This is a genomic window from Siculibacillus lacustris, from assembly GCF_004328075.1.
GTDB lineage: Bacteria > Pseudomonadota > Alphaproteobacteria > Rhizobiales > Ancalomicrobiaceae > Siculibacillus > Siculibacillus lacustris.
Window position 1 is genome coordinate 44,139 of record NZ_SJFN01000023.1, and the last position, 24,543, is coordinate 68,681.

At 70.1% G+C, this 24,543-nt stretch carries 24 protein-coding genes and 1 other RNA gene; 13 read left to right on the plus strand and 12 right to left on the minus strand.

Going from position 1 to position 24,543, the window contains the following annotated elements; translation table 11 throughout:
- Nucleotides 1–91: 91 nt before the first annotated feature.
- Nucleotides 92–1,015: a DMT family transporter gene (locus tag EYW49_RS15200; protein WP_131310444.1), complete on the plus strand. Its 924-nt coding sequence runs from the start codon at nucleotides 92–94 to the stop codon at nucleotides 1,013–1,015.
- Here EYW49_RS15200 and EYW49_RS23275 read toward each other — a convergent pair whose 3' ends face one another.
- The 3 genes from EYW49_RS23275 to EYW49_RS15215 are packed head-to-tail and all read right to left on the minus strand — an operon-like array spanning nucleotide 1,016 to nucleotide 4,600.
- Nucleotides 1,016–2,455, minus strand: a complete 1,440-nt coding sequence (locus tag EYW49_RS23275) for a hypothetical protein (RefSeq protein WP_206365482.1) — start codon at nucleotides 2,453–2,455, stop codon at nucleotides 1,016–1,018.
- 4 nt (nucleotides 2,456–2,459) lie between these two features.
- The gene (locus tag EYW49_RS15210) at nucleotides 2,460–3,434 is read right to left on the minus strand and encodes a DUF6384 family protein (protein ID WP_228259629.1); all 975 of its coding nucleotides are present in this window, start codon (nucleotides 3,432–3,434) and stop codon (nucleotides 2,460–2,462) included.
- Nucleotides 3,435–3,451: 17 nt separating this feature from the next.
- Nucleotides 3,452–4,600 carry a cell surface protein gene (locus tag EYW49_RS15215; protein WP_407695477.1) on the minus strand — a complete coding sequence of 383 codons (1,149 nt, stop codon included), beginning with the start codon at nucleotides 4,598–4,600 and terminating at the stop codon, nucleotides 3,452–3,454.
- A gap of 289 nt (nucleotides 4,601–4,889) precedes the next feature.
- Here EYW49_RS15215 and EYW49_RS15220 point away from each other — a divergent pair, with 289 nt between their 5' ends.
- A complete protein-coding gene (locus EYW49_RS15220; RefSeq protein WP_165498276.1) occupies nucleotides 4,890–6,077 on the plus strand; it encodes an MFS transporter in 1,188 nt (395 codons plus the stop codon).
- Nucleotides 6,078–6,156: 79 nt separating this feature from the next.
- On the opposite strand, the gene EYW49_RS15225 is transcribed toward EYW49_RS15220, so the two are convergent.
- The gene (locus EYW49_RS15225) at nucleotides 6,157–7,770 is read right to left on the minus strand and encodes an inorganic phosphate transporter (protein ID WP_131310447.1); all 1,614 of its coding nucleotides are present in this window, start codon (nucleotides 7,768–7,770) and stop codon (nucleotides 6,157–6,159) included.
- A 300-nt stretch (nucleotides 7,771–8,070) separates the two neighbouring features.
- Here EYW49_RS15225 and EYW49_RS15230 point away from each other — a divergent pair, with 300 nt between their 5' ends.
- The 9 genes from EYW49_RS15230 (at nucleotide 8,071) to EYW49_RS15270 (ending at nucleotide 14,994) form a co-directional block, all read left to right on the plus strand.
- Nucleotides 8,071–8,370: a DUF2849 domain-containing protein gene (locus EYW49_RS15230; RefSeq protein WP_131310448.1), complete on the plus strand. Its 300-nt coding sequence runs from the start codon at nucleotides 8,071–8,073 to the stop codon at nucleotides 8,368–8,370.
- Between the two features lie 22 nt (nucleotides 8,371–8,392).
- On the plus strand, nucleotides 8,393–10,054 hold the full coding sequence (locus EYW49_RS15235; protein ID WP_131310449.1) for a nitrite/sulfite reductase: 1,662 nt from the start codon (nucleotides 8,393–8,395) through the stop codon (nucleotides 10,052–10,054).
- Nucleotides 10,041–10,823, plus strand: a complete 783-nt coding sequence (locus EYW49_RS15240; protein WP_131310450.1) for a phosphoadenylyl-sulfate reductase — start codon at nucleotides 10,041–10,043, stop codon at nucleotides 10,821–10,823. Before EYW49_RS15235 ends, EYW49_RS15240 begins: the two co-directional genes overlap by 14 nt.
- A 4-nt stretch (nucleotides 10,824–10,827) precedes the next feature.
- Nucleotides 10,828–11,331, plus strand: coding sequence for a DUF934 domain-containing protein (locus EYW49_RS15245; RefSeq protein WP_131310451.1), 504 nt, complete (start codon nucleotides 10,828–10,830; stop codon nucleotides 11,329–11,331).
- A gap of 145 nt (nucleotides 11,332–11,476) precedes the next feature.
- On the plus strand, nucleotides 11,477–11,800 hold the full coding sequence (locus EYW49_RS15250) for a 2Fe-2S iron-sulfur cluster-binding protein (RefSeq protein ID WP_407695478.1): 324 nt from the start codon (nucleotides 11,477–11,479) through the stop codon (nucleotides 11,798–11,800).
- Entirely contained in the window at nucleotides 11,797–12,414 is a 618-nt protein-coding gene (locus EYW49_RS15255; RefSeq protein ID WP_131310453.1) for an NUDIX domain-containing protein, read from the plus strand. Before EYW49_RS15250 ends, EYW49_RS15255 begins: the two co-directional genes overlap by 4 nt.
- Before the next feature lie 95 nt (nucleotides 12,415–12,509).
- Nucleotides 12,510–12,606: signal recognition particle sRNA small type (gene ffs, locus EYW49_RS15260), an RNA gene on the plus strand.
- Between the two features lie 107 nt (nucleotides 12,607–12,713).
- The gene (locus EYW49_RS15265) at nucleotides 12,714–14,654 is read left to right on the plus strand and encodes a DNA polymerase III subunit gamma/tau (RefSeq protein WP_131310454.1); all 1,941 of its coding nucleotides are present in this window, start codon (nucleotides 12,714–12,716) and stop codon (nucleotides 14,652–14,654) included.
- Nucleotides 14,655–14,673: 19 nt separating this feature from the next.
- Nucleotides 14,674–14,994, plus strand: coding sequence for a YbaB/EbfC family nucleoid-associated protein (locus EYW49_RS15270; protein ID WP_131310455.1), 321 nt, complete (start codon nucleotides 14,674–14,676; stop codon nucleotides 14,992–14,994).
- An 89-nt stretch (nucleotides 14,995–15,083) separates the two neighbouring features.
- On the opposite strand, the gene EYW49_RS23030 is transcribed toward EYW49_RS15270, so the two are convergent.
- On the minus strand, nucleotides 15,084–15,254 hold the full coding sequence (locus tag EYW49_RS23030; protein ID WP_165498277.1) for a hypothetical protein: 171 nt from the start codon (nucleotides 15,252–15,254) through the stop codon (nucleotides 15,084–15,086).
- 279 nt (nucleotides 15,255–15,533) lie between these two features.
- Complete coding sequence (locus EYW49_RS23035) at nucleotides 15,534–15,695, minus strand: hypothetical protein (protein ID WP_165498278.1); 162 nt, start codon at nucleotides 15,693–15,695, stop codon at nucleotides 15,534–15,536.
- Nucleotides 15,696–15,866: 171 nt separating this feature from the next.
- Between EYW49_RS23035 and recR the strand changes: the two genes are divergently transcribed.
- Nucleotides 15,867–16,490 carry a recombination mediator RecR gene (gene recR, locus EYW49_RS15275; RefSeq protein WP_131310456.1) on the plus strand — a complete coding sequence of 208 codons (624 nt, stop codon included), beginning with the start codon at nucleotides 15,867–15,869 and terminating at the stop codon, nucleotides 16,488–16,490.
- Between the two features lie 6 nt (nucleotides 16,491–16,496).
- On the opposite strand, the gene EYW49_RS15280 is transcribed toward recR, so the two are convergent.
- The 6 genes from EYW49_RS15280 to EYW49_RS15305 form a co-directional block, all read right to left on the minus strand.
- A complete protein-coding gene (locus EYW49_RS15280) occupies nucleotides 16,497–17,378 on the minus strand; it encodes an EamA family transporter (RefSeq protein WP_131310457.1) in 882 nt (293 codons plus the stop codon).
- Nucleotides 17,379–17,465: 87 nt separating this feature from the next.
- On the minus strand, nucleotides 17,466–18,704 hold the full coding sequence (locus tag EYW49_RS15285; protein WP_131310458.1) for an aminotransferase-like domain-containing protein: 1,239 nt from the start codon (nucleotides 18,702–18,704) through the stop codon (nucleotides 17,466–17,468).
- A gap of 175 nt (nucleotides 18,705–18,879) precedes the next feature.
- The gene (gene fabI / locus EYW49_RS15290) at nucleotides 18,880–19,722 is read right to left on the minus strand and encodes an enoyl-ACP reductase FabI (protein WP_131310459.1); all 843 of its coding nucleotides are present in this window, start codon (nucleotides 19,720–19,722) and stop codon (nucleotides 18,880–18,882) included.
- Nucleotides 19,723–19,930: 208 nt separating this feature from the next.
- Nucleotides 19,931–21,148: a beta-ketoacyl-ACP synthase I gene (gene fabB, locus EYW49_RS15295; protein ID WP_131310460.1), complete on the minus strand. Its 1,218-nt coding sequence runs from the start codon at nucleotides 21,146–21,148 to the stop codon at nucleotides 19,931–19,933.
- Nucleotides 21,149–21,341: 193 nt separating this feature from the next.
- Nucleotides 21,342–21,848 (minus strand): 3-hydroxyacyl-[acyl-carrier-protein] dehydratase FabA, encoded by a 507-nt coding sequence (gene fabA / locus EYW49_RS15300; protein WP_131310461.1) that lies wholly within the window; start codon nucleotides 21,846–21,848, stop codon nucleotides 21,342–21,344.
- A gap of 209 nt (nucleotides 21,849–22,057) precedes the next feature.
- On the minus strand, nucleotides 22,058–23,728 hold the full coding sequence (locus tag EYW49_RS15305; RefSeq protein ID WP_206365483.1) for a B12-binding domain-containing radical SAM protein: 1,671 nt from the start codon (nucleotides 23,726–23,728) through the stop codon (nucleotides 22,058–22,060).
- Nucleotides 23,729–24,026: 298 nt separating this feature from the next.
- Between EYW49_RS15305 and irrA the strand changes: the two genes are divergently transcribed.
- Nucleotides 24,027–24,503 (plus strand): iron response transcriptional regulator IrrA, encoded by a 477-nt coding sequence (irrA, locus tag EYW49_RS15310; protein WP_131310462.1) that lies wholly within the window; start codon nucleotides 24,027–24,029, stop codon nucleotides 24,501–24,503.
- The last annotated feature ends 40 nt before the right edge of the window (nucleotides 24,504–24,543 follow it).

A 24,543-nucleotide genomic window follows, 5' to 3' on the forward strand; every position in this document is an offset into this window, starting at 1 on the left:
GCGCGCGATTGCCGTGCATTTCCGCGCGACGGGAGCGCCTCGGCGTCGTAGAAGGGCCGGCCGCCGTTCCGTGCGGCTCCGGGACCCCTCGATGTTCGCCTCCCTCTGGATCGTCACGACGATCGTCGCCGCCGGCGCTCAGTCGCTGCGCAATGCGCTGCAACGCAGCCTGACCGTCACGCTGGGGACGATCGGCGCGACCCATGTGCGCTTCCTGTTCGGCCTGCCCTTCGCGCTGCTGTTCCTCGCCGGCGTGCTCGTGGTCACCGGCGAACGGCCGGTGCCGAGCCTCGCCTTCTGGGGCTGGGCCGGGCTCGGTGGGGTCGGACAGATCGCCGCCACCGCCTGCATGCTGCACGCCATGCGCGATCGCTCGTTCCTGGTGACCATCGCCTATACCAAGACCGAGCCGGTGCAGGTGGCGCTGTTCGGCCTCGCCTTCCTCGGCGAGGTGCCGTCGGTGATCGCCATGGTGTCGATCGCGGTGGCGACGACGGGCGTGATGATCCTGTCGTGGCCGCGCGGCGGCGGCGCCGGCGGCGGGCTGCTGGCGCGGTCGGACGGCGGCGAGCCGGCGGGCTGGGGCGCGGCGGTGCTCGGCATCACCGCGGGCGGGTTCTTCGGCCTGTCGGCGGTGTTCTTCAAGGGCGCGATCCGGGCGGCCGGCACCGAGCATTTCGTCGCCGCGGCGACGACCGCGCTCGCCGCCTCGCTGGCGATCCAGACCCTGGTCCTGACGCTGTGGCTGCTGGCCCGCGACCGGGCGGTGCTGTGGGCGATCGCCAAGGCTTGGCGGCCGTCGGTCGGAGCCGGGTTCCTCGGCGCCTTCGCCTCGCAGATGTGGTTCCTCGGCTTTGCGCTGGCGCCGGTCGCGGCGGTCCGGACCCTCGGGCTGATCGAGATCCTCTACGCCCAGGTCCTGTCGCGGGGGATGCTCAAGGAGCGGCCGACCGCGCGCGAACTGTTCGGAATCGCCCTGCTGATCGCCGGGGTGATCGGCGTGCTGCAGGGCTGATCAGAAGCCGCCGCCGGTCGAACTGTCGCCGCCGTCGCCGCCGAAACCGCCGCCCGTGGTGAAGCCGCCGCCCCCGCCGAAACCGCCGGACGAGCCGCCGTCGGACGACCCGCCCCAGCCGCCGGGCAGGCGCGGGCCGCCGCCGAAGATGTCGCCGGAGGGGCGATGGGTCTGGACGCCGGAGGCCAGCACGCTCCACAGGGCGTTGCCGATCAGGCCACCGACCACGCCGCCGACCAGATTGCCGATCACCGCGTCGTTGCCGAAGCTGACGCCCGGCCGGTCCCAGCCGGCGGTGCGGAAGCGCTCGCGGGTGTCCTCGAGCTCGGCGCGGTGGGCGGCGGTGGCGCGGATGGTCTCGCGGGTCGCGGCGACCTCGGCCTCGGCCTTGGCGACGGCATTGCCGAGCTCCTCGATGCGGCGGACGATCTTCTCGTCGTCGGGGGTCGGGGTGGCGAAGGCGCGGGCGTAGAGGGTCTGGAGGTCCTGGTGGGCGAGGGTCTCGGCGACCTGGTCGAGGGCTTCGACGACCTGGGGCGTGTCGCCGCCGATCAGCGCGCCGTGGCTGGCGTCGAGGCCGGCGAGTTCGCTCTGGACCGAGGCGAGATCGGCGTTGCCGCCGTCGATCTCGGCCTTGATCGCCGCGAATTCGGCCTCGAGTTTGCCGATCCCGTCGGCCTCGAGGGCGTGGCGCTCGATCGCGGTGCGGGCCTGGGTGCGGGTGGCGACCTCGTCGGCGAGGCGGCTGGCGTGCTCGCGCAGGCGCAGCGGGATCTCGTTGAGCATCGCGTAATTGGGGCGCTGGGCGATGAAGTCGGCGACCTGCGCGACCTTGCGGTCGAGGGCCCGCACCAGGCCGGTGGCGGCATAGCGCGAGGTGCCGAAGCCGTTGCCCCACAGATACATGAACAGCCGGTCGGATTCGTAGGGCGCGCCCTTGGTCACGCGGTCGGCCTCGGCCTGGGTGGCCTTGGCGGCGGCGCGGTCGGCGACGGTGCGGGCTTCCGTGACCTTGGCATCGGCCGCCTGCCAATCGGCGTCGCCGGCGAGGCGGGCACGGGTGGCGGCGGTCAGCGCGTCGATGCGGTGGATGACGTCCTCGAGCCGGCCGGCGGCGTCGTGGCGGCGCGACTGGCCGTCGGCCAAGGTGCGGGCGGCCTGGGCGCGTCGCTCGGCGAGGCCGGCGAGGCGCTCGCGCTGTTCGGCGAGCAGCGCCAGGGCGCGGGATTCGGCGGCGTCGAGCGAACCGGTGGCGGTGCTGCCGGCGAGGCTGTCGACATGGAGGCGGGCGAGCGCGCGATAGGCGTCGAGCTGGCCGGCGCGGGCGCGGGCCGCGTCGTCGATCGCCGAGGCGAGGGTCGCGTCGAGGCGGCTCTCGTCGGCGCGGGTGGCATAGATCGCCTGGTCGATCTGGGCGAGGGCGTCGCGTCCGGAGATCATGGGGTCACCACTTGGTGATGGCGCCGGTCTGCACCGGCAGGGTCCAACGGACGTCGACGTCACCGCGACGCTTCTCGCCGAGGCGGGTCATCTGGATGATGCCGTCGTCCTGCTTGTCGCGGGCCACGGTGTCGTAGGTCGACTGGGGCACGCGCTGGCCCCATTTGGTGACCGTCGTGGTGGTCTGGTCTTCTTCGTTGGTGATCGATCGCGGCTGGACGCGGCCGTCGGCGCCGACCGCCTCGACCACCAGATAATAGTTGCGCGAGGACTTGCTCGGCGGCTGACGCCACACGCCGGAGCGCTCGCCGGGGCGGGTGACGATGCGGATCTGGTAGACGTCGCGCAAGGTGGCGACGACCGAGTCGAGCTCGGTCAGTCCGGCCTTGACCGCGGCGACGTCGCGGCGGGCGAGGGCCGCTTCGGCGCGGCCGGCGATCTCGCCGACGCGGGCCTTGGCTTCCGGCGTCACCGCCTCGTCGAGGGCGGTGCGCTTCAGCTTGGCGACGTTGGCCGGCAAGGTCTCGGTGATCTCGATGCGGGCGGCTTCGGCCGTGCGGCGGGCGCCGCCGACCACGAAATACGAGTACGAGCCGATCCCGAGCACCAGGGCCAGCGCCACCGCGCCGGCGGCGAGGCCCCAGCGGCGGCGATCGACCCACAGCAGCGCCAGCGTGCGGGCGAGGCTCGGCGGGGTCGGGGTATAGACGAAGCGGCTCTCTTCCAGCGCCTTGACGCCGGCCGCGACGATCGCGTCGGGCACCGCGATGCCCTGACCGGCGTAGATGCGCTTCAGGCGCTCGACGAGCTCGGCCTTGCGGGCGTCGTCGTCGAGCTCCTTGGTGGCGAGGCTCTCCTGATGCCGCAGCGTGTCGACCACGTCCATGGCGAGCATGAGGTCGTCGAGCTTCTGGGGCGCGGGGGCCGCGGCCGGAGGAGTTCCGGCCGGGGGTCCGGCAGTGGCGGCGGCATCGGCCATGGATCGGACCTCGGGGGTCAGTTGGGCTTGTCGAGGGTGGCGCCGGCGGCGACGAGGCGAGCGATGCGCTTCTTGCCGTCTTCCACCGCGTCACGGATCTCGGCGGAGTTCTTGGTCGAGAGGTCGCGCATTTCGGCGATGATCTCGGTCGACTTCTCCTGGAAGTTGACCACCGAATCGACCAGCTTCTTGACCGCGTCGGCGCGGATGGTCGGGCCGTAGCCGGAGCGGACCGCCGCCTCCTGGACCTTGTCGCCGATCTCGGCGAGGGCCTCGAGGCTCTTCGACACGCCTTCCTTCATCGCGTCGAGGGTGCGGGTCGCCTCGTTGAGGCCGAACATGCCGGTGAACGACGCCTTGAGCGCGGTGAACACCGAATCGTTGGTCGAGAAGAAGCTGACCGCCTGCTGATAGACCCGTTCCTTGGCGTTGGTCGTCTGCATCAGACGCGCCATGATCACTTCGGAGGTGTTGTAGCCGATCGTCAGGTTGTCGGAGAGGTCCTTGGCGATCTGGTAGCGCTTCTCCTCGTCCTGGGTCAGGCGCAGGCGCTCGTCGCGCTCGAGCTCGAGGCGGGCGCGCTCGGCGGCTTCGCCAGTGAAGGCGGCGACCTTCTGGCCGGCGGCGTCGAGCTCGGCCTTGGCGTCGTTCCACTTGGCCTCGCCGGCCTTGAGCACCTCGAGAGCCAGCACTTCGGCCTGTTTCATCGCGCCGCGGAAGTCGCGATAAGCCTCCAGGATCGCGCCCTCGCGTTCGATCTGGTTCTTGGTCTCCTTGGAGACGTCGAGATAGATCGCCCGGATCTTGTCGAAGCGGTCGGCGATGTCGCCGCGGGTCAGTTTCATCCAGGCGTTGGTGGTGCGCTCGAACATGTCGAGTTTGCCGTCGGCGATCTGGTCGACCATCTTCTTGGCGTCGTCGCGGATCGAGTCGAAGCCGGCGGTGACCTGCTTGTAGCGCTCGCCGATCTCCATGCCGGAGATCTGGTTGCGCACCACCTCGTTGAACACCTCGGTCTGGCCGAGGGTGCGGGTGATGACCACGATCTTGTCGGGATCGAGCGAGGAGATCTTCTCGAGCAGGCCGACGATCGGCGCATCCTGGGTGGCCGGCGGCGCGAGGCCGAGATCCCGCAGGGTTCCCATCGCCTTGTCGAGATATTGCATCGGGGTCTTCACGAGGACGTCGGACACGGGGCAGCCTCCCTGGGCGTTTCGCCGGCGATCACCGGTCGATCGCGCGAAACATGGTGATGGTGCGAGCATTTCTCCAGATGTCGACGGCAGGACCCTGCCACGAACCGCCGACGGATTCCAGCACGCTCGCTCGTCGTTTCCTAGCTGGTCTTCATGACGATCTCGGCCTGCCGCGATGAACCGACGGGCCTCTCGTCGGGGATGGCGCGGGCGCCCGGCTCGGATATGGTCGCCGTCCCTCGCTCAGCGGATCGCCCCCTTGCCCACCCTCGTCGTCCTGGTCTTCGGCTATCTCCTCAGCCAGTTCTACCGGTCGTTCCTGGCGGTGATCGCGCCGGAACTGGCGCTCGACGTCGGGCTCGACGGGCGCGGACTGGGGCTGGTCTCGGCCGCCTTCTTCGGGGCCTTCGCGGCGGTGCAGCTGCCGGTCGGGGTGGCGCTCGACCGTTTCGGGGCGCGGCGCACGGTGGCGCTGCCGATGCTGTCGGCGGTCGTCGGGGCGGTGCTGTTCTCCCAGGCCCACGCACCCGCCACCTCGATCGCCGCGATGGTGCTGATCGGGCTCGGCTGCTCGCCGATCTACATGGGCGCGCTGTGGGTGATCGGCCGCACCACCTCTCCGGCGCGTTTCGCGCTGTGGTCGTCGGCGATCGTCGGGGTCGGGTCGCTCGGCAATCTCGCCGGATCGACGCCGCTCGCCGCCGCCGCCGCGGCCTGGGGCTGGCGCGCGACGATGCTCGGCATCGCCGGGGCGACGCTCCTGTCGGCGCTCGCCGTGGCGGTGGTGGTGCGCGATCCGCCGCCGCTGGCGACCCGCGGGGATGCGGATGCGCCGACCGGGATCGGCGCGGTGCTGGCGATCCGCGAACTGTGGCCGCTGTTTCCGATCGCCCTGCTGAGCTATCCGATCGTGCTGGCGGTGCGGGGCCTGTGGATCGGTCCCTATTTCGCGCAGGTGCACGGGCTGGCGCCGGTCGAGCGCGGCACGGCGGTGTCGGTGATGGTGGTGGCGATGATCGCCGGCGCCTTCGCCTATGGGCCGCTCGACCGCTGGTTCGGCACCCGCAAATGGGTGGTGGTCGGCGGCACGCTCGCCACCATCGCCGGACTGGCGGCGCTGGCGCTGGCGCCGCGCATGCCGGTGGTCGCGGCGAGCCTGGCCTTCGGGGTGGTCGGCGGGTTCGGCCTGACCTACGGCGTGCTGATGGCCCATGCCCGGGCCTTCCTGCCGCCGGCCCTGCTCGGGCGCGGGCTGACCCTGATGAACATGGCGCTGGTCGGCGGCGCGGCGCTGATCCAGCCGGCCTCGGGCCTGTTCGTCGACCGCCTGACCGCGGGCGGCCTGTCGATCGCCGAGGCCCATGGCGCGCTCTACGGCGCCTTCGCCCTGGCGCTCGGCGCGGCGCTGGCGGTCTATCTCGGCTCGCGCGACGCCCGGCCGGGGTGAGGCGAGGGGGATGCGCGAAGGGCCGGGGAATCGCGCCCCGGCCCTCGTCTTCGATGAAGGCGTCGTTCCGGTCCGCGGTTCAGAACACCTGGCGGAACAGCGCGTAGAGCGAACCCGACAGCAGGATCGCCACCGGCAGGGTCAGCACCCAGGCCATCAGCAGATTGCGCAAGGTGGCGAGCTGGAGGCCCGAGCCGTGGGCGGTCATGGTGCCGGCGACGCCCGACGACAACACGTGGGTGGTCGAGACCGGCAGGCCGAGGCCGTCGGCGGCACCGATGGTCGCCATGGCGACGATCTCGGCGGAGGCTCCCTGCGCATAGGTCAGGTGGGTCTTGCCGATCTTCTCGCCGACGGTGACGACGATGCGCTTCCAGCCGACCATGGTGCCGAGGCCGAGCGCGATGGCGACGGCGATCTTGACCCACAGCGGGATGAACTTGGTCGAGTCGTCGAAGGCCTTCTGCAGGGTCTTGATCTTGGCTTCGGACTGCGCGTCCATGCCGGCGCCGTGGGTCTTCAAGAGGAAGCGCGCGGTCTCGGAGGCGAGGTACATGTCGTTGCGGACGTTGCCGACCGCCGCCGCCGGGACCTTGCCGAGGGTGCCGTTCTGGGCCACCACGTCGGAGATCTCGAGGGTCAGCTTCTGGAACGAGGCGACCGTGGTGTCGGTGGTCTTGCGGGTGCGGACGAACTCGGTGAGGTCGGCGCGCACGTCGGCGGCGGCCGGCGCCTTGACGAAGGGCGCCATGGCGACCACCGCGCCGGCCGAGGCCTGCTGATAGGCGAGGGTGTGGCTCTCCGGCATGGCGCGGTTCAGCGCATAGGCCGTCGGGACCGTGCCGATCAGGATCAACATGATCAGGCCCATGCCCTTCTGACCGTCGTTGGAACCGTGGAAGAAGGACACGCCGGTGCAGGTGAAGATCAGGATGGCGCGGATCCACCACGGCGGCGGCTGGTGGCCCTTGGGCTCCTCATAGAGGGCCGGCGACTTGACCAGGAAGCGCAGCACCAGGAACAGCACCGCGGCGCAGACGAAGCCGAACACCGGCGACAGCAGCAGCGAATAGCCGATCTCGGTGGCCTTGCCCCAGTCGACGCCGGAGGTGCCGTCACGGCCGCGCAGCAGCGCGTTGCCGACGCCGACGCCGATGATCGAGCCGATCATGGTGTGCGACGACGAGGCCGGGATGCCGAACCACCAGGTCGAGAGGTTCCAGATGATCGCCGCGATCAGCAGGGCGAAGACCATCGCGAAACCGGCGTCGGAGCCGACCTGGAGGATCAGTTCGACCGGCAGCAGGGTGACGATGCCGAAGGCCACGGCGCCGGTCGAAAAGGCCACGCCGAGGAAGTTCCAGAACCCCGACCACATCACCGCGACGTTGGGCGGCAGGGCGTGGGTGTAGATGACGGTGGCGACCGCGTTGGCGGTGTCGTGGAAGCCGTTGACGAACTCGAAGCCGAGGGCGATCACCAGCGCCACGCCGAGCAGGACGAAGGGCAGGTACGTGGTGGTCGGGGCATCGGCGGCGGTGACGTCGTTCCAGATCGACCAGGCGGTGAACAGGACACCGGCGGTCAAAAGGCCGACGAACAGGATCAGGGCCGTCGGGCCGAGGCCGGCGTCGAGTTTGGGCTTGGCGCTGCTGTGCGACAATTCGCTCGGAGTCAGGGCAATGTCCGTCATGAACGCCTCTCTCACACTGAGACCGAGCCGAAGGGCCCGCCCGGTCGACGCCCTTCTTGATCGCCGCATTCGACGACAGGGAAATGACGGATGCCGCGCCGGAACACGGCCGGCGACGGCGTAGCTCGGGCGTCGATTTCGTCGAAGGGGCTTTTGGAGAAATGCTATTTCCCGAAAGGTCGGTCTTTCGCAAAGTCCGGTGGTGCGGGGGCGGCGCCGCTCGTCTAGAACACCCGTTCGGACCAGCGATCGTGGGGTGACGATCGCGGACCCTCGTCATCGGTCGGAGGAGCCGGATCCATGCAGGTCGTCACCGCCAACCGTCTGATCGACGGACGCGTCGTGTTCCGTGGCGCCGACGGCGGCTGGGTCGAGACGATCGGCGCGGCGGTGGTGCTCGAGGAGGGCGCGGCGGCCGCGGCGGTGGCGGCGTCGGCGGCCGACGTCGCGGCGCGGCTGATCGTCGAGCCCTATGCGATCGACGTGGCGACCGAGGCCGCGGCGATCGTGCCGCGCACCATGCGCGAACGAATCCGCGCCTCCGGGCCGACCGCCGGGTCGGAAGCCGTAGCGCTCGCCGCCCTCGGCCGCGACGCCTGACACCTCGCACTGCGGAGCGATCATGTACGTCTACGACGCCTTCGATCATCGGTTCGTCGCGGCTCGCGTGGCGCAGTTCCGCGACCAGGTGAACCGGCGGCTGTCCGGCGAGCTCACGGAAGAGCAGTTCCGGCCGCTGCGGCTGATGAACGGCGTCTATCTGCAGCTCCATGCCTACATGTTGCGGGTGGCGATCCCCTACGGCACCCTGTCGAGCCGGCAGATGCGGCGGCTCGCCCACATCGCGCGGGTCTGGGACAAGGGCTACGGCCATTTCACCACGCGCCAGAACATCCAGTTCAACTGGCCGAAGCTCGAGGCGATCCCGGACATCCTGGAGGCGCTCGCCGACGTCGAGATGCACGCCATCCAGACTTCGGGCAACTGCATCCGCAACGTCACCGCCGACCATTTCGCCGGGGCCGATCCGGACGAAGTCGCCGATCCCCGGCCCTATGCCGAGATCCTTCGGCAGTGGTCGTCGCTGCACCCGGAGTTCACCTACCTGCCGCGCAAGTTCAAGATCGCGGTGACCGGGGCGGCCGCCGATCGGGCGGCGATCCGTTTCCACGACATCGGTCTCGTCGTGGTGCGCAACGCCGCCGGCGAAATCGGCTTCGAGGTTCACGTCGGCGGCGGCATGGGGCGCACGCCCTTCGTCGCCTGGAAGCTCAAGGACTTCCTGCCCCAGGCCGACCTGCTCAGCTACGTCGAGGCGATCCTCAGGGTCTACAATCTCTACGGACGGCGCGACAACAAGTACAAGGCGCGGATCAAGATCCTGCTGCACGAGGCCGGGCTCGACAAGATCCGCGCCGAGGTCGAGGCCGAATGGGCCGAGATCCGCGACGGCGCCCTGAAGCTCGCGCCCGCCGACGTCGCGGCGATCGCCGCGCAGTTCGCGCCGCCGGTGTTCGCCGAGCGGGTGCCCGAGAGCGCGATCGAGGCGGCGGCGAGCGCCGCAGATGCGGGTTTCGCGCGCTGGGTGGCGAGCAACGTGCGGCCGCATCGGGTCGCCGGCCACGCCTCGGTGACGATTTCCCTCAAACCCATCGGCGGCGTGCCGGGCGACGCCACCGCCGAGCAGATGGAGGCGGTCGCGACCCTCGCCGACGCCCACGGCTTCGGCGAGATCCGGGTCAGCCATCGCCAGAATCTGATCCTGCCGCACGTCGCCCGCGACGATCTGCCCGCGCTGTACGCCGGACTGGTCGCCGCCGGGCTCGCCACCGCCAATGCCGGGCTGATCACCGACACCATCACCTGCCCCGGCCTCGATTTCTGCGCGCTGGCCAATGCCCGTTCGATCCCGATCGCCCAGGAGATCTCGACCCGGCTCGGCGATGCGGCGCGCCAGGCCGAGATCGGGCCGCTGGAGATCAAGATCTCCGGCTGCATCAACGCCTGCGGCCATCACCACGTCGGCCACATCGGCATCCTCGGGGTCGACCGCAAGGGCCGCGAATTCTACCAGATCACGCTCGGCGGCTCGGCCGACGAACAGGCGGCGATCGGCGACAGCGCCGGCCCGGGCTTCTGGCCCGAAGAGGTGCCGGGTGCGGTCGAGACCCTGGTCGCGACCTATCTGGCGCTCCGCAGCGATCCGGCCGAGACCTTCCTCGCCACCTATCGGCGGGTTGGCCTCGCGCCGTTCAGGGAGGCGCTCGACCATGGGGCGCGTTGAGCTGATCGGCAGCGGCGAAGGCGCCCGGCCGGTTACCGCGGCGGCGGCTGCCGCCGCGGCGCAGGCGGCCGAACTCGAGGCGGCGTACGGTGCGCTGCCGAGCCACGACCTGATCCGCCTCGCCGCCGAACGGCTGTTTGCCGGCCGCATCGCGGTGGTGTCGTCGTTCGGGGCGGAATCGGCGGTACTGCTCGATCTGATCGCCGAGGTCGATCCCGGCCTGCCGGTGCTGTTCGTCGACACCGACAAACTGTTCGGCGAGACGCTGCGCTACCGCGATCGGTTGGTGCGGCACCTCGGGCTCACCGACGTGCGGACCCTGTCGCCCGATCCGACCGAAGTGGCGGCGGCCGATCCCATGGGCGTCCTGTGGCATGCCGACGCCGACGCCTGCTGCCATGTGCGCAAGGTGGTGCCGCTGGCGCGCGCCGTCGCCGGGTTCGACGCGTGGTTCTCTGGGCGCAAGCGTTTCCAGGCGGCGACGCGGGCGACGATCCCGACCTTCGAGGCCGACGGGCCGCGGATCAAGATCAATCCGCTGGCTTCGTGGACGCCGGAGCGGCTCGCCGAACGGGTGGCGCTGCGCGACCTGCCGGCCCATCCGCTGGTGGCGCAGGGCTATCCGTCGATCGGCTGCATGCCCTGCACCGACCGGGTGGCGGAGAGCGAAGATGCCCGCGCCGGCCGGTGGCGCGGTCAGGAAAAGATCGAATGCGGCATTCATCTCGGCCTCTCGGCCCTGGACGAACTCGACGGCAGCGGGATCTGAGGCGATGAGCGACATCTTTCGCGACGGGGCGTTCCAGCCCGACACCCGACCGATCCTCGCCGACGACGCGGCCGTCGGGGCGGGCGCGGTCTTCGTCTCCAAGGCGCGGTTCCTCGCCGAACGAGCGGCGTTGCGCCCCCGCGGCGCGGACGTCGGGGTGGTGCTGGAGCCCGGCGACCGGCTCGACGACCTCGCCGAGGATCTCGCGTGGATCGGCGCGCTGGCGGTGGACTTCCCGAAGTTCGGCGACGGGCGCGGCTATTCGCTCGCCCGTCTCGCCCGCGATCGCTACGGCTTCACCGGCGAGATCCGGGCGATCGGCGACATCCTGCTCGATCAGGTCGAGGCGCTGCTGCGGGTCGGCTTCGACACGCTGGTGATCACCCATGCGCCGACCCGGGCGCGGCTCGCCGCGGGACTCGTGCCGAACCTCGCGGTGCGCTATCAACCGGTGGGCGTCGACGGCGAGACCGCGGTCCCGGGGCGGCCCTGGGTGTTCCGTCGGTGACGGGTCAATCGCCCGATGCGAGCGCAGTCTAGCCCGCCGATCCCCCCGAGGGGCGCGCGCGGCCGGTGAGAGGATTCCCCACATGGACGGACCGGTGGACGAGGCGATCGGCGGCGATCCCTGCGATCCCTACGACGACGGTGTCATCGAGATCCGGGTCACCGATTTCGCCGGTGAAGTCCATGCCCTGAAGGCGATCGACGGCTGGCGGGTGATGGAGGTGATCCGCGACTGGGGTCTGCCGATCAAGGCGGAATGCGGCGGCGCCTGCGCCTGCGGCACCTGCCACGTCTATGTCGATCCGCAATGGGTCGACAAGCTGCCGCCGCCGACCGACGAAGAGATGGACCAACTCGACCAGATCTATGCGGTCCAGGAGAATTCGCGCCTGTCCTGTCAGATCCTGACGGCGCAGGAGCTCGACGGATTGGAACTGCAATTGGCGCCGGGCAGCGAGGTCGACGGATGACCGACGGAACGGACGAAAAGCGCCCGCCCTTCGAGGTCGTCGCGCGCGAGATCGTATGGAAGGGCTTCTGTACCCTCGAGCGCGTCACCTTCGATCATCGCACGGTCAGCGGCCGGCTCAACCGCGCGACCTTCGAGGTCGAGTTCCACGGCCACGCCGGGGCGGTGCTGCCCTACGATCCGGTGCGGCGCGAGGCGGTGCTGGTGCGCCAGTTGCGCCTGCCGCAGGCGCTGCAGGGCGACGACCCGATGAGCCTGGAGATCATCGCCGGCCTGCTCGACAAGGCGAGCGAAGATCCGGAAGAGACGGTGCGCCGCGAGGCGATGGAGGAGGCGGGGCTGGTGCTCGGCCGCCTCGAGAGCCTCGGGCCGGTGCGCTCGTCGCCGGGGGTGTTCGGCGAGAAGGTGTGGATCTACCTCGCCGAGGTCGATCTCGCCAACGCGCGGGTCGCCGACGGCGGCGGGCTCGACCACGAGGGCGAGGCGATCGAGGTGGTGGTGCTGCCGCTCGCCGATCTCGCCCGGCTGGCCGACGCCGGCGCGGCGGTCGACATGAAGACGCTGTGCGCGATCCAGACCCTGCGGCTCCGGCGTCCCGAACTCTTCGCCGGCTGAGGTCGCGGCGGGCACGATCGGGCCGCGCGAAACCGGGGACGGCGGCCGCCTTGCCTCTTGCACAACCCCTGTCGATCCATGATATGAGATCCCCGGGAGGTCGGCGGTGGACGTTGTCACTCGCCGACCGGGTCAGGACCGGAAGGTAGCAGCCCAGACGAGTCGGACGCGGGTCGCGCGTCGGCCTCCTTCTTCGTCGCACGGACGGCCGTCCCGCGCGTCGGCCGCAGGGCCGGCGGCAGGTCCTCGTTTCGAACCGGTGCCGGTCGCGGGTTCGACGTCATGGAGAGAGGCGCCGCATGGACGGTCTGTTCCCGCCCGACGCCGCGCCGCGCGCCGCCGCCCCCGGCGTCTATCGGGTGCTCGCCCGCAAATATCGCCCGGCGACCTTTGAGGATCTGATCGGCCAGGAGCCGATGGTCCGCACCCTCTCCAACGCCTTCCAGATCGGTCGCATCGCCCAGGGCTACATGCTCACCGGCGTGCGCGGGGTCGGCAAGACCACCACCGCGCGGATCCTGGCGCGGGCGCTCAACTATGAGATCCCCGGCAAGATCGACCGGCCGACCATCGACATGCCGGAGCTCGGCATTCACTGCAAGGCGATCATGGAAGGTCGCCACGTCGACGTCATCGAGATGGACGCGGCGTCGCACACCTCGATCAACGACATTCGCGAGATCACCGACGCCTCGCGCTACAAGCCGGTGTCGGCGCGGACCAAGGTCTACATCATCGACGAAGTGCACATGCTGTCGACGGCGGCGTTCAACGGCCTGTTGAAGACGCTCGAGGAACCGCCGGAGCACGTCAAGTTCATCTTCGCCACCACCGAGATCCGCAAGGTGCCGGTGACCGTGCTGTCGCGTTGCCAGCGCTTCGATCTGCGCCGCATCGAGACCGAGGTGTTGATCCGCCATCTCGCCAAGATCGCCGTCGCCGAGACGGTGGAGATCGACGACGAGGCCTTGAAGCTGGTGGCGCGTGCCGCCGAAGGGTCGGTGCGCGACGGCTTGTCGCTACTCGATCAGGCGATCGCCCATGGCGAGGGGCGGATCGAGGCGGCGATGGTACGCGAGATGCTCGGGCTCGCCGATCGGGCGCGGGTGATCGATCTGTTCGAACACGTGATGCGCGGCGAGGCGGCGGCGGCGCTGGCCGAGATCCGGGCGCAATACGACGTCGGCGCCGACCCGGCGGTGGTGATCGCCGATCTCGCCGAATTCGTGCATCTGGTCACCCGGCTGAAGCTGGTGCCGGAGGCCGCCGACGACGCCGCGGCGACCGAGGACGAGCGGGTGCGCGGCCGTTTCTTCGCCGAGGGCCTGTCGCTCCGGGTGTTGTCGCGGGCTTGGCAGATGCTGTTGAAGGGTTTCGAGGAGGTCAAGCAGGCGCCCCGGGCACTCGCCGCCGCCGAGATGCTGCTGGTCCGCCTGACCCACGCCTCCGAGCTGCCGACCCCGGACGAGGCCCTGCGTGCCTGGCGCGACGGCGCCGTACCGGGCGGGTCTTCAGGTGGCGGATCGGCGCCGCGCGGCAGTGCGCCGGCGCCCACGGCGAGCGGGCCGGCGGCGATCGGCCAGATGCGCAGCGGCGCGGCGATGCAGCGCCAACCGGCGCGCGAGGGCGAGGTCGAGGCCTTCGCCCCGGCGTTGGCGGAGCCGCGGGTCACCCCGGCCGCCGAGGTGCTCGGCCGCGCCGAGACCGCGGAGCCGGTCCCCGGGCCGCGGCTGGTCGCCTCCAACGAGACCCCGACGGTGCGGGCGGCGCGGCCGAAGCCGGCGCTGGTGCTCGCCTCGCTCGCCGACGTCGCGGCGCTCGCCGCCGAGAAGCGCGACGTGCGGCTGAAGATGGCGATCGAGCGGCAGATGCGGCCGGTCGGCTTCGAGGAGGGCCGCATCGACGTGTCGCTGACGCCCGATGCGCCGCACGGGCTCGCCCAGGATCTCGCCCGCAAGCTCACCGAATGGACCGGCGAGCGCTGGGTGGTGGCGCTGTCGCGCGAGGAGGGCGGCGTCACGCTGGCCGAAGAGCGCGACGCGGCGCGCAGCCGGCTGGTCGCCGACGCCCGCGCCGATCCGCTGGTGGCGGCGGTGCTGAAACGGTTTCCCGGTTCCCACATCGTCGACGTGCGGATGTTGGTGGCCGAAGGCGCAGAAGACGCCGCGGCGCCCGATGCGGCTCCCGAGCCGATCGCCGGGACGGGCGAGGACGATCCGGGCTGGATGCCGGACGACTGACGGGACAAGCGAGGACCGCATGGACTTTCTGAAGATGATGAGCAAAGCCAAGGAGATGCAGGCCAAGATGGCCGGTCTCCAGGACGAGTTGGCGACGATTTCGGTGACCGGCACGTCGGGCGGCGGGCTGGTGGTGGTGACCATCACCGGCAAGGGGGCGCTGCAGTCGGTGAAGATCGATCCGTCCCTGCTCAAGCCCGAGGAGGGCGAGATCGTCGAGGATCTGATCGTCGCCGCCCATGCCGACGCCCACGCCAAGGCGGAAGTGGCGATCGCCGAGAAGATGGCCCAGATGAGCGGCGACCTCGGCCTGCCGCCGGGGTTCAAGCTGCCGTTCTGATCGCGGTGCCGAGCGCCGACGTACGAAGGCCGGCCGCCGCGGGAACGCGGGGTCGGCCTTCGCCGTCGGATGAAGCGGGTGTCGTTCGCTCAGGCGGTCTTGTCGACCACCCGGCCGGTGCCGGCCGGGGCCGGAGCCGGGGCACGCGCGGCGGCGGCGCGGGCGTCGTCGGCATCGCCGTCGCGATCGGGACCAGGCGCCTCGCGGGCCTCGGGCGCCGCCTGCGGACGGACGGAAACGGGGGGAATGGCCATGCTCATCGGGGCGGTCTCCGGGGGTGTGTACCGATCGACGATGCGGCCGATCTCTTTCCAATTGGTTGTCGGGAGCAATCGAAAGACGATCGAGGCCCCGACATTCCAGAAAATCGCACGATCGTGATGATTTTCGCCGCTTTCGAGCGTCGAAGCGGGCGATCTCAGTGTCGCCATCGGCTCGAATATCGTCGATCTGGGGACGCCCGTCGGCGATCTTCTCGGTTCCGCTGCGTCATATCGACGAATGCGAGAGGATCGACTCTGCGGCAGGGACGTCGGACCTCAGCGGCCGATCGCCGCCGCGTCGGCGCGCGGGGTGCGGGACGGCGCCGCGGCGAGCGCCCAGGCGGGCATTCCGCGGGCGGAATCGCGCCGTTCGCCGGCGTCGAAGCCGCTCGCATCGCGGGCCTTGACGACGTACATGGAACCGATGGACTTGAACATGGGACCTCCTCGGAGTCGGGTTGGTCCGTATGACTACATAGGAAACCTTCCGAGGCGGTTGCGGCGGACGTCGCAATTCGATGACGAATGGAACGATCCGACGGGCACCGCGACGGGGCCGGCGGGCACCGGAGATCGGCGGTTCGCCAACCGCCTTCAGGGACGAGAGCCATGGCCAGACATGTCGCCGGACCGGAGATCGAGCGTCTGATCCAGTTCCTGGGCAAATTGCCCGGGCTCGGGCCGCGCTCGGCGCGGCGGGCGGCGCTGCATCTGATCAAAAAGAAGGAGACCCTGCTCGGGCCGCTGACGCGGGCGATGGCGGGGGCCTACGACACGGTCGGGGTGTGCACGGTGTGCGGCAACGTCGACACGATCGAGCCCTGCACCCTGTGCCGTGACACGAGCCGCGACGGGTCGGTGTTGGTGGTGGTCGAGGACGTCGGCGATCTGTGGGCGCTGGAGCGGGCGGCGGCGCTCGACGCGCGCTACCACGTGCTCGGCGGCGTGCTGTCGCCGCTCGACGGCATCGGCCCGTCGGATCTCGCCATCGCCTCGCTGCTCGAGCGCTGCCGGGCCGGCACGGTGCGCGAGGTGGTGCTGGCGGTCAACGCCACCGTCGAGGGCCAGACCACCGCCCATTACATCACCGATCAGCTCGCCCATCTCGCCGAGGCGGAAGGGGTGGCGATCACCGTGACGCGGCTCGCCCACGGCGTGCCGGTCGGGGGCGAGCTCGACTATCTCGACGACGGCACGCTCGCTCAGGCGATGCGGGCGCGGACCCGGATCTGAGCGGTCTCAGGCCGGGGCGCGCCGCGCCGCCAACAGCCGCGGGCCGAAGACGTTGAGCATCAGGCCGGCGAAGACCAGGGCGCCGCCGGCGGCCTCGAGCGGGCTCACCGGCTCGCCGAGGAACAGCCAGGTGCTCGACATGCCGAACACCGGCACCAGGAGCGAGAAGGGTGCGACGGTCGCCGCCGGATGGCGACCGAGCAGCGCCGACCACAGGCCGAAGCCGACGATGGTCGCCAGATAGGACAGGAAGGCGAGCGAGCCGACCGCGGCCACGGTCGGATGGGTCAGCGCCGCGACGATCGCCGTCGGTCCCTCGAGGACCCAGGACAGCGCGAACAGCGGCAGCGGCGCGGCGAGGCTCGACCACACCACGAAGGCCAGCATGTCGATGCGGCCGGCGCGCTTGGTGATCAGGTTGGCGACCCCCCAGGCGGCGGCGGCGCCGACCACCATCAGCAGCGGCAGCATCTCGGCCCCGGCGAGCCGGCCGGAGCCGATCACCACGATGCCGCCGCCGGCGACCAGGGCGCCGAGGATCTGCACCTTGAGCGGCCGTTCGCCGAGGAACAGGGCGGCGAGCGCCATGGTGAACACCGCCTGCATCTGCATCACCAGCGACGACAGCCCGGCCGGCATGCCGATGCGGATGGCGACGAACAGCAATCCGAAGCTGACCACGCCGATGGCCACGCCGTAGGCGGCGACCAGGATCGCCGGGGCCTTGGGCGGGCGCACGAAGAACACCGCCGGCACCGCCGCGAACAGGAAGCGCAGGCCGGTCAGCAGCAGCGGCGGGACGTCGGCGACGCCGAGCTTGATGGCGACGAAGTTGACGCCCCAGATCGCCACGATCAGCAGCGCGAGAGCGAGATCGCGGATCGGCATGGGCCGGCGGTCCTCGGGTTGACGGGCGGACGACGCGACCGATCGAGATCGGTCGCGTGCGGTCGCAGATGGTTCGGCGTCGCTCGCTCAGGCCGCCCTGCGCCCGATCAACCGGCCGAGCCGTCCGATACCCTCGGCGATCGCCGATTCGTTCGGCAAGGAAAAATTGAGGCGGATGGTGTTGGCCATGCGGTCTTCGGCGAAGAAGGCGCCGCCGGGGACGAAGGCGACCCGCTCTTCGGCGATGGCGTGGGCGAGAAGTTCGGCGCCGTCGATGCCTTCGGGCAGGGTCACCCAGGCGAACAGCCCGCCCTTCGGCTTGGTCCAGCCGACGCCGGCCGGCATCGACGCCGCCAGGGCAGCCATCAGCGCGTCGCGGCGGCCGCGGTAGAGGGCGCGGGCGCGCAGGACGTTGGCGTCGAAGGTGGTCTCGGCGACCCGCGCCATGGTCATCTGGGCGAGCGTCGAGGAATGGAGGTCGCCAGCCTGTTTGGTCAGCACCAGCTTCTCGATGATCGGCCGGGCGGCGACGATCCAGCCGACGCGCATCGCCGGGACCAGCGTCTTGGAGAAGGTGCCGCAATAGACGGTGCGGGTCTTGTCGATGTCGCCGCCGTTGGCGGCGCAGTCGAGGGCGAGAATCGCCGGCAGCGGTTCGCCGTCGAATGCGATCTGGCGATAGGCGGCGTCCTCGATCACCGGGATCTCGAGCTCGGCGGCGAGCGCCAGCAGCGCTTTGCGGGACTCGACCGACAGGCTGAGGCCGGTGGGATTGGCGAAGTCGGGGACGACATAGGCGAATTTGACCCGGCCCCCCGGGGTCGCGGCGGCGGCCGCGTCGGCGTAGGCCGCGGGCGTGCGGTTGCCGCCGTCGACGTTCAGGGTGTCCCAGCGCGGTTCATAGGCGTTGAAGGCCTGGAGCGCGCCGAGATAGGTCGGCGCTTCGACCAACGCGGTGTCGCCGGGCGACAGCAGCAGCTTGCCGAGGAAGTCGAGGCCCTGCTGTGAGCCGCAGGTGATCAGGATGTTGTCGACGTCGCAGGGCACGCCGGTCGCCGCCATATGGCCGACGATCCAGCGGCGCAGACCGATGAAGCCCTCCGACACCGAATATTGCAGCGCCTGGGCGGCGGTCACGGGGTCGGCGAGGATGGCGTCCTGGGCGTCGCGGATCGCCTCCACCGGGAACAGCGAGGGATCGGGAATGCCGCCGGCGAAGGAGATGATGTCGGGCTGATCGAGCAGCTTGAGCAGCTCGCGGATCTCCGAGGCGCGCATGCGTTCGGTGCGGGTGGCGAAGACGGCGGACCAATCGAGGGCGGACATGGGAAACGTCCCGTGCGAGAGCGAGGGCGGGCACGCTAGGCCCGTTCCCGACAAAGGTCAACAATGCTGACATAAACCCGCGACGTTTTGCCCGCGAAGCCGTCCCCTGAATACCGCAAAACCGACCGCGGCCGGGGCTGCGATCGGTTCGGAAGGTGCGGATGGTGGCGTCGCCTCACTCGGCGGCGGAGGCCGGATGCGTTTCCTGATTCTCGCGGCGTTCCTGGGTCTTCAGCTCGTCGAGGCGCGGCATGGCGACGATCGAATAACCGGAATCGACGAAATGGACTTCGCCGGTGACGCCGGTCGACAGGTCCGACAGGAGGTAGAGCGCGGTGCCGCCGATCTCTTCGAGGGTGACGGTGCGGCCGAGCGGCGAGTTGCGCTTCTGGAAGTTGAACATCAGGCGGGCGTCGGAGACGCCGGCGCCGGCCAGCGTCCGCACCGGGCCGGCGGAGATGGCGTTGACCCGGACGTCGTCGAGGCCGAAGTCCATGGCGAGATAGCGCACCGAGGATTCCAGCGCCGCCTTGGCGATGCCCATGACATTGTAGTTGGGCATGACGCGGTTGGAGCCGCCGTAGGTCAGCGTCACCATCGAGCCGCCCTTGGTCATCAGAGCAGCGGCGCGCTTGGCGATCTCGGTGAAGGAGAAGCAGGAGATCACCATGGTGCGCACGAAGTTCTCGCGCGTGGTGTCGGCGTAGCGGCCCTTCAGCTCGTTCTTGTCGGAGAAGGCGACGGCGTGGACCAGGAAATCGATCGACCCCCAGGCCTCCTTCAGGGTCGCGAACACCTGATCGACCGACTCCACGTCCTCGACGTCGCAGGGCAGCAGCAGGTTCGCCCCGATGCTGTCGGCGAGCGGCTTGACGCGTTTGCCGAAGGCGTCGCCCTGATAGGTGAAGGCGAGTTCGGCGCCGTGATCGGCGAGCGTCTTGGCGATGCCCCAGGCGATCGAGTGGTCGTTGGCGACCCCCATCACGAGGCCTCGCTTGCCCGCCATGAACCCGGTCATGAATGCTCCTTCGTTTCTCTTCCGGCGCGGCGGACGGGGTCCGCGGTCACGCGCCTCGCGCTGATCGATCGACGAGCGATCAGTGATGTGTCGGTCTCGTTGCAAAAAGATGACGGCTTTCTCGGGACAGGGGAACCCCGAACCGAAGAAAGCCGTCGAAATTCCACGGCCGGGGCGTCCAGGGCCCCGGCAGCCCGGCGAATCGGCCTCAGAGGCGGGCGCGCGAGAACACCAGCGTGGCGTTGGTGCCGCCGAATCCGAAGGAGTTCGACAGCACGGTGCCGAGCTTGACGCCGTCGATCCGCTTGCGGACGATCGGCATGTCGGCGAAGGCCGGATCGATCTCCTGGATGTTGGCGCTCTCGCAGATGAAGTCGTTGTCCATCATCAGCAGCGAGTAGATCGATTCCTGCACGCCGGTGGCGCCGAGCGAATGACCGGTGAGCGACTTGGTCGCCGAGATCGGCGGGCAGGCGGCGCCGAACACGGTGCGGATCGCCTCGATCTCCTTGATGTCGCCGACCGGGGTCGAGGTGGCGTGCGGGTTGATGTAGTCGATGGTCTCGCCGACGCCGGCCAGCGCCTGACGCATGCAGCGCACCGCGCCCTCGCCCGACGGGGCGACCATGTCGTAGCCGTCGGAGGTGGCGCCGTAGCCGACGATCTCGGCATAGATCTTGGCGCCGCGCGCCTTGGCGTGTTCGTATTCCTCGAGCACCAGCACGCCGGCGCCGCCGGCGATGACGAAGCCGTCGCGGTTCTTGTCGTAGGCGCGCGAGGCGGTGGCCGGGGTGTCGTTGTACTTGGTGCTCATCGCGCCCATGGCGTCGAACAGCGCCGACAGAGCCCAGTCGAGCTCCTCGCAGCCGCCGGCGAACATGACGTCCTGCTTGCCCCACTGGATCAGCTCGAAGGCATTGCCGATGCAATGGTTCGAGGTCGCGCAGGCCGAGGAGATCGAATAGTTGACGCCCTTGATCTTGAACCAGGTGGCGAGGGTGGCCGAAGCGGTCGACGACATGGCCTTCGGCACGGCGAAGGGGCCGATGCGCTTGGGGCCCTTGTCGCGGGTGATGTCGGCGGCTTCGACCAGGACCTTGGTCGAGGGGCCGCCCGAGCCCATGACGATGCCGGTGCGCTCGTTGGAGATGTCGTCGGCCTCGAGCCCGGCGTCCTTGATCGCCTGATCCATGGCGACGTGGTTCCAGGCGGTGCCGCCGCCGTGGAAGCGCATGGCGCGGCGGTCGACCAGGGTCTCCGGGTCGAGCGTCGGCAAGCCGTGGACCTGGCAGCGGAAGCCCAGGTCGGCATAGGTCTGAGCCCGGACGATCCCGGACTTGGCCTCGCGCAGACTGAACAGAACCTCCTGCGCATCGTTCCCGATCGAGGACACGATGCCCATTCCCGTGACGACGACCCGCCTCATGTGGGTGACCCTTCCATTGCGGCGGCCCACCGGCCTGCCGCTACCAAAACTGTCCGTCGCCACGCGACGGCTCTCCGCCGTCCGGACCGCGCGGACGGCCGCACTCTAGCACGGTGGTCCGCCGCGTCACGAACGAAGCGGCAGGCCACGGTGTCGCGTCGGATCGTCCGCCCGGCCGGCGGACCACTCGAAGTCAGGCGCGGAACAGGCCGACCTTGAGATCCTTGGCGATGTAGATGGTCTCGCCGTCGGCCTTCAGCCAGCCGTCGGCGATGCCGAGCACCAGCTTCGAGCGCATCACCCGCTTGAAGTCGATGCCGTATTCGACCCGCGTCACGGTCGGCAGGACCTGACCGGAGAACTTGACCTCGCCGACCGCCAGGGCGCGGCCGCGGCCCGGCGATCCGAGCCAGCCGAGGAAGAAGCCGACGAGCTGCCACAGCGCGTCGAGACCGAGGCAGCCGGGCATCACCGGATCGCCCTGGAAGTGGCAGGGGAAGAACCAGAGGTCCGGGCGCACGTCGAGTTCGGCGCGGACGAAGCCCTTGCCGTCGGTGCCGCCGTCCTCGGAAATCGCGGTGATGCGATCGAACATCAGCATCGGCGGCAGCGGCAACTGCGCGTTGCCGGCTCCGAAGAGCTCGCCGCGTCCGCAGGCCAGCAGATCCTCGTATTCGAAACTGGACCGTCGATCGACCATCGCCTCGTCACATTCCCTCTGGTGTCGGACGCGACCACCGCTTCCGCGGGCCGCGCAGGGGCGCGGGAGAGACCCCCCGCGAAATCGGCGTCTTCCTAACATAGGCGCCGACGCCCCGAAAGATCCGTGTCGACACGGTGACGGATTCGTTTCGACGGGAAAGCTTCGCCGGCCAAGGGTCGCAAGCGTTTCGGGTCGGCGTTTGCGGCTCAGGCGGCGGTGTCCGGCGATCGTTCGGAGCCGACCCGTGGCGATTTGCCATCGTTCGGTCGGACCTCGGCGACGGCCGCCGGCGGTCGTTTCGGCGCGGCGATCGGCTCGGGCTCGGGCCGGATCGCGCAGTCGGCGATCATCTCGCCCAGCCGCTGGCCGACCGTCGCGGCGAAGGGGCCGAGGTGGAGATACATCGCCATCATCATCACCACGGGTTCGACGGCGCGGGGGTTGTGGCGGGCGACGTCGAGAAGCGTGCGCCAGAACGGCCGGCGCAGATGCGGCAAGGTCACGGTGAAGCGCCAGATCAGCCGGGCGAACAGCCGCAGGTCGCGCAGCACCAGGCGCGGATAGAGGCGGACCGGGAAGGTCGGCCGATCGAGCCGGCGGCCGACGTCGCGCAGGCGTTCGAAGAAGGCCTCCGGCGCGTAGACGGTGGACAGGATCGACCGATAGTCGGCGAGGACGTCGGCGCGCGGCCGCAAGGGGCGGAAGTTGAGACCGCCGGTGCACTGGTCGGCCGGGACCTCGTCGGGGTCGGGCAGCAGGCGGCCCTCCGCCTCGAGGCGGCGGCGCAACCGGGTATTGGGGAGGGCGGTGAGCAACCCGACCATGGCGACGGGAATCGACGTGGTCCGGATGCAGTCGATCATCGCTTCGGCGGTGCCGGGCTTCTCGGTGTCGAAGCCGACGATGAAGCCGGCGACGACGAAGATGCCGGCGCGATAGATCGTGTGCACGCCGTCGGCGAGGTCGCGGCGGGTGTTCTGTTTCTTGCTCGTGGCGATCAGCGTGTCCGAATCGGGGCTCTCGATGCCGACGAAGACAACGAAGAAATTGCAGGCCTTCATCAGGGCGAGCAGCGGCAGATCGTCGGCGAGATTGATCGAGGCCTCGGTCGAGAACAGGAAGGGGTAGCCGCGCTCGCGTTGCCAGGCTTCGAGGACGGGGAGGAAGCGGCGCAGCGCCTTCTTGTTGCCGATCAGGTTGTCGTCGACGAAATCGACGTGGCCGCGATGGCCGAGGTCGTAGAGCCGCTGCAGTTCGGCGAGCATCTGATCGTTGGTCTTGGAGCGCGGATTGCGGCCGTAGAGTTCGATGATGTCGCAGAACTCGCAGCTGAACGGGCAGCCGCGGGAGAACTGCACGCCGACATAGAGATAGTTTCGGAAGTCGACGAGATCGAATCGCGGCACCGGGCTGGTGGTGACGTCGGCGGAGAACTTGGCGGTGTCGAAGGTGCCGGCGCGCTCGCCGCGCTCCCAGGCGTCGATGAAGCGTTCGATCAGGCCCTCCGCCTCGCCGAGCACGCGAAAGTCGGCGCGCCCATAGGCCTCCGGGCAGGACATCGGATCGGGGCCACCGACCACCACCGGGATGACGTGGCGGCGGGCGAGGTCGATCACCGCCAGGGTATCGGTGCGTTGCGGCAACATGCCGCCGGTCATCACCATGTCGGCCCAGGCGAGATCGGCCTCCGTGACCTCGGCGGCGTTGCGGTCGACGAGACGGACGGCCCAATGGGGCGGCAGAAGGGCCGCGACGGTGAGCAGGCCGAGCGGTGGCGCGGTGCCGGCGGCTCCCCACAGATCGACGGTCGCCCGCATGCTCCAGAAGGAGTTCTCGAGGAAGCGCGGGAAGACCATCAGAACGTTGGGGCCGGCCATGGCAGTCCTCTTTCGCCTGCGTCTCCGCCGGGGTCGGCGCGACGGCGGAGTCGCGCGTGGGGTGGAGTATGCGGATCATTGTGGCGATTGCCCGAGCGACGGGGCGGGCACGGATCGGCCGGGGGGCGAGGGGCATCCGCGGCCATGTTGGCAAACGCGCGGCGCGCGGCGGCGTTCCGGCCGGCCGGCCGGCCGGCCGGAGCGGTGGGGCACGCACCTTCGGCCACCGGCTTGTGGCAGTTGCGAATGCGTCCTAATATCATGACTCAATTCAGCTGCGGCAATGGAGGACGTGACGATGGACGGAACGCTCGGAGGCCGACGGACGAAGGCCGCGGTGGGCCGCTCCGGTCGGTCCGGCGAAGCGGCGGCTTCTCTCCGCGCCCAGGGCCTGCTGCGCGGAGCCGGGCTGCGGCCGACCCGCCAGCGCATCGCGCTCGCCGCGATCCTGTTCGGCGAGGGCCATCGCCACGTCGCCGCCGAGGCGGTCTACGAAGAGGCGCTGGCCGCCGGGGCCGACGTGTCGCTGGCCACGGTCTACAACACCCTCAACCAGTTCACCGCCGCCGGTCTGCTGCGCGAACTGCCGGTGTCGGGGACCAAGTCGTTCTTCGACACCAACACCACACCGCACCACCACTTCTACGAAGAGGGGGCGAGCCGGATGATCGACGTGCCGGCCGAGGCGATCGGCGTGACCCGGCTGCCCGAACCGCCGCACGGCATGGAGATCACCGCGGTCGAGGTGATGCTGCGGCTGAAGCGCAAGGACTGAGCGCGCCGCCGACGACGGGTCGGCGGAATCCGCGAGTTCT

What these genes read in the sequence shown, in the direction of transcription:
- EYW49_RS15200 (WP_131310444.1), top strand. Translation starts at nt 92, where the DNA reads ATGTTCGCCTCCCTCTGGATCGTCACGACGATCGTCGCCGCCGGCGCT.
- EYW49_RS23275 (WP_206365482.1), bottom strand. Translation starts at nt 2,455, where the DNA reads ATGATCTCCGGACGCGACGCCCTCGCCCAGATCGACCAGGCGATCTAT.
- EYW49_RS15210 (WP_228259629.1), bottom strand. Translation starts at nt 3,434, where the DNA reads ATGGCCGATGCCGCCGCCACTGCCGGACCCCCGGCCGGAACTCCTCCG.
- EYW49_RS15215 (WP_407695477.1), bottom strand. Translation starts at nt 4,600, where the DNA reads ATGCAATATCTCGACAAGGCGATGGGAACCCTGCGGGATCTCGGCCTC.
- EYW49_RS15225 (WP_131310447.1), bottom strand. Translation starts at nt 7,770, where the DNA reads ATGACGGACATTGCCCTGACTCCGAGCGAATTGTCGCACAGCAGCGCC.
- EYW49_RS15230 (WP_131310448.1), top strand. Translation starts at nt 8,071, where the DNA reads ATGCAGGTCGTCACCGCCAACCGTCTGATCGACGGACGCGTCGTGTTC.
- EYW49_RS15235 (WP_131310449.1), top strand. Translation starts at nt 8,393, where the DNA reads ATGTACGTCTACGACGCCTTCGATCATCGGTTCGTCGCGGCTCGCGTG.
- EYW49_RS15240 (WP_131310450.1), top strand. Translation starts at nt 10,041, where the DNA reads ATGGGGCGCGTTGAGCTGATCGGCAGCGGCGAAGGCGCCCGGCCGGTT.
- EYW49_RS15245 (WP_131310451.1), top strand. Translation starts at nt 10,828, where the DNA reads ATGAGCGACATCTTTCGCGACGGGGCGTTCCAGCCCGACACCCGACCG.
- EYW49_RS15255 (WP_131310453.1), top strand. Translation starts at nt 11,797, where the DNA reads ATGACCGACGGAACGGACGAAAAGCGCCCGCCCTTCGAGGTCGTCGCG.
- EYW49_RS15265 (WP_131310454.1), top strand. Translation starts at nt 12,714, where the DNA reads ATGGACGGTCTGTTCCCGCCCGACGCCGCGCCGCGCGCCGCCGCCCCC.
- EYW49_RS15270 (WP_131310455.1), top strand. Translation starts at nt 14,674, where the DNA reads ATGGACTTTCTGAAGATGATGAGCAAAGCCAAGGAGATGCAGGCCAAG.
- EYW49_RS23030 (WP_165498277.1), bottom strand. Translation starts at nt 15,254, where the DNA reads ATGAGCATGGCCATTCCCCCCGTTTCCGTCCGTCCGCAGGCGGCGCCC.
- EYW49_RS23035 (WP_165498278.1), bottom strand. Translation starts at nt 15,695, where the DNA reads ATGTTCAAGTCCATCGGTTCCATGTACGTCGTCAAGGCCCGCGATGCG.
- recR (WP_131310456.1), top strand. Translation starts at nt 15,867, where the DNA reads ATGGCCAGACATGTCGCCGGACCGGAGATCGAGCGTCTGATCCAGTTC.
- EYW49_RS15280 (WP_131310457.1), bottom strand. Translation starts at nt 17,378, where the DNA reads ATGCCGATCCGCGATCTCGCTCTCGCGCTGCTGATCGTGGCGATCTGG.
- EYW49_RS15285 (WP_131310458.1), bottom strand. Translation starts at nt 18,704, where the DNA reads ATGTCCGCCCTCGATTGGTCCGCCGTCTTCGCCACCCGCACCGAACGC.
- fabI (WP_131310459.1), bottom strand. Translation starts at nt 19,722, where the DNA reads ATGACCGGGTTCATGGCGGGCAAGCGAGGCCTCGTGATGGGGGTCGCC.
- fabB (WP_131310460.1), bottom strand. Translation starts at nt 21,148, where the DNA reads ATGAGGCGGGTCGTCGTCACGGGAATGGGCATCGTGTCCTCGATCGGG.
- fabA (WP_131310461.1), bottom strand. Translation starts at nt 21,848, where the DNA reads ATGGTCGATCGACGGTCCAGTTTCGAATACGAGGATCTGCTGGCCTGC.
- EYW49_RS15305 (WP_206365483.1), bottom strand. Translation starts at nt 23,728, where the DNA reads ATGGCCGGCCCCAACGTTCTGATGGTCTTCCCGCGCTTCCTCGAGAAC.
- irrA (WP_131310462.1), top strand. Translation starts at nt 24,027, where the DNA reads ATGGACGGAACGCTCGGAGGCCGACGGACGAAGGCCGCGGTGGGCCGC.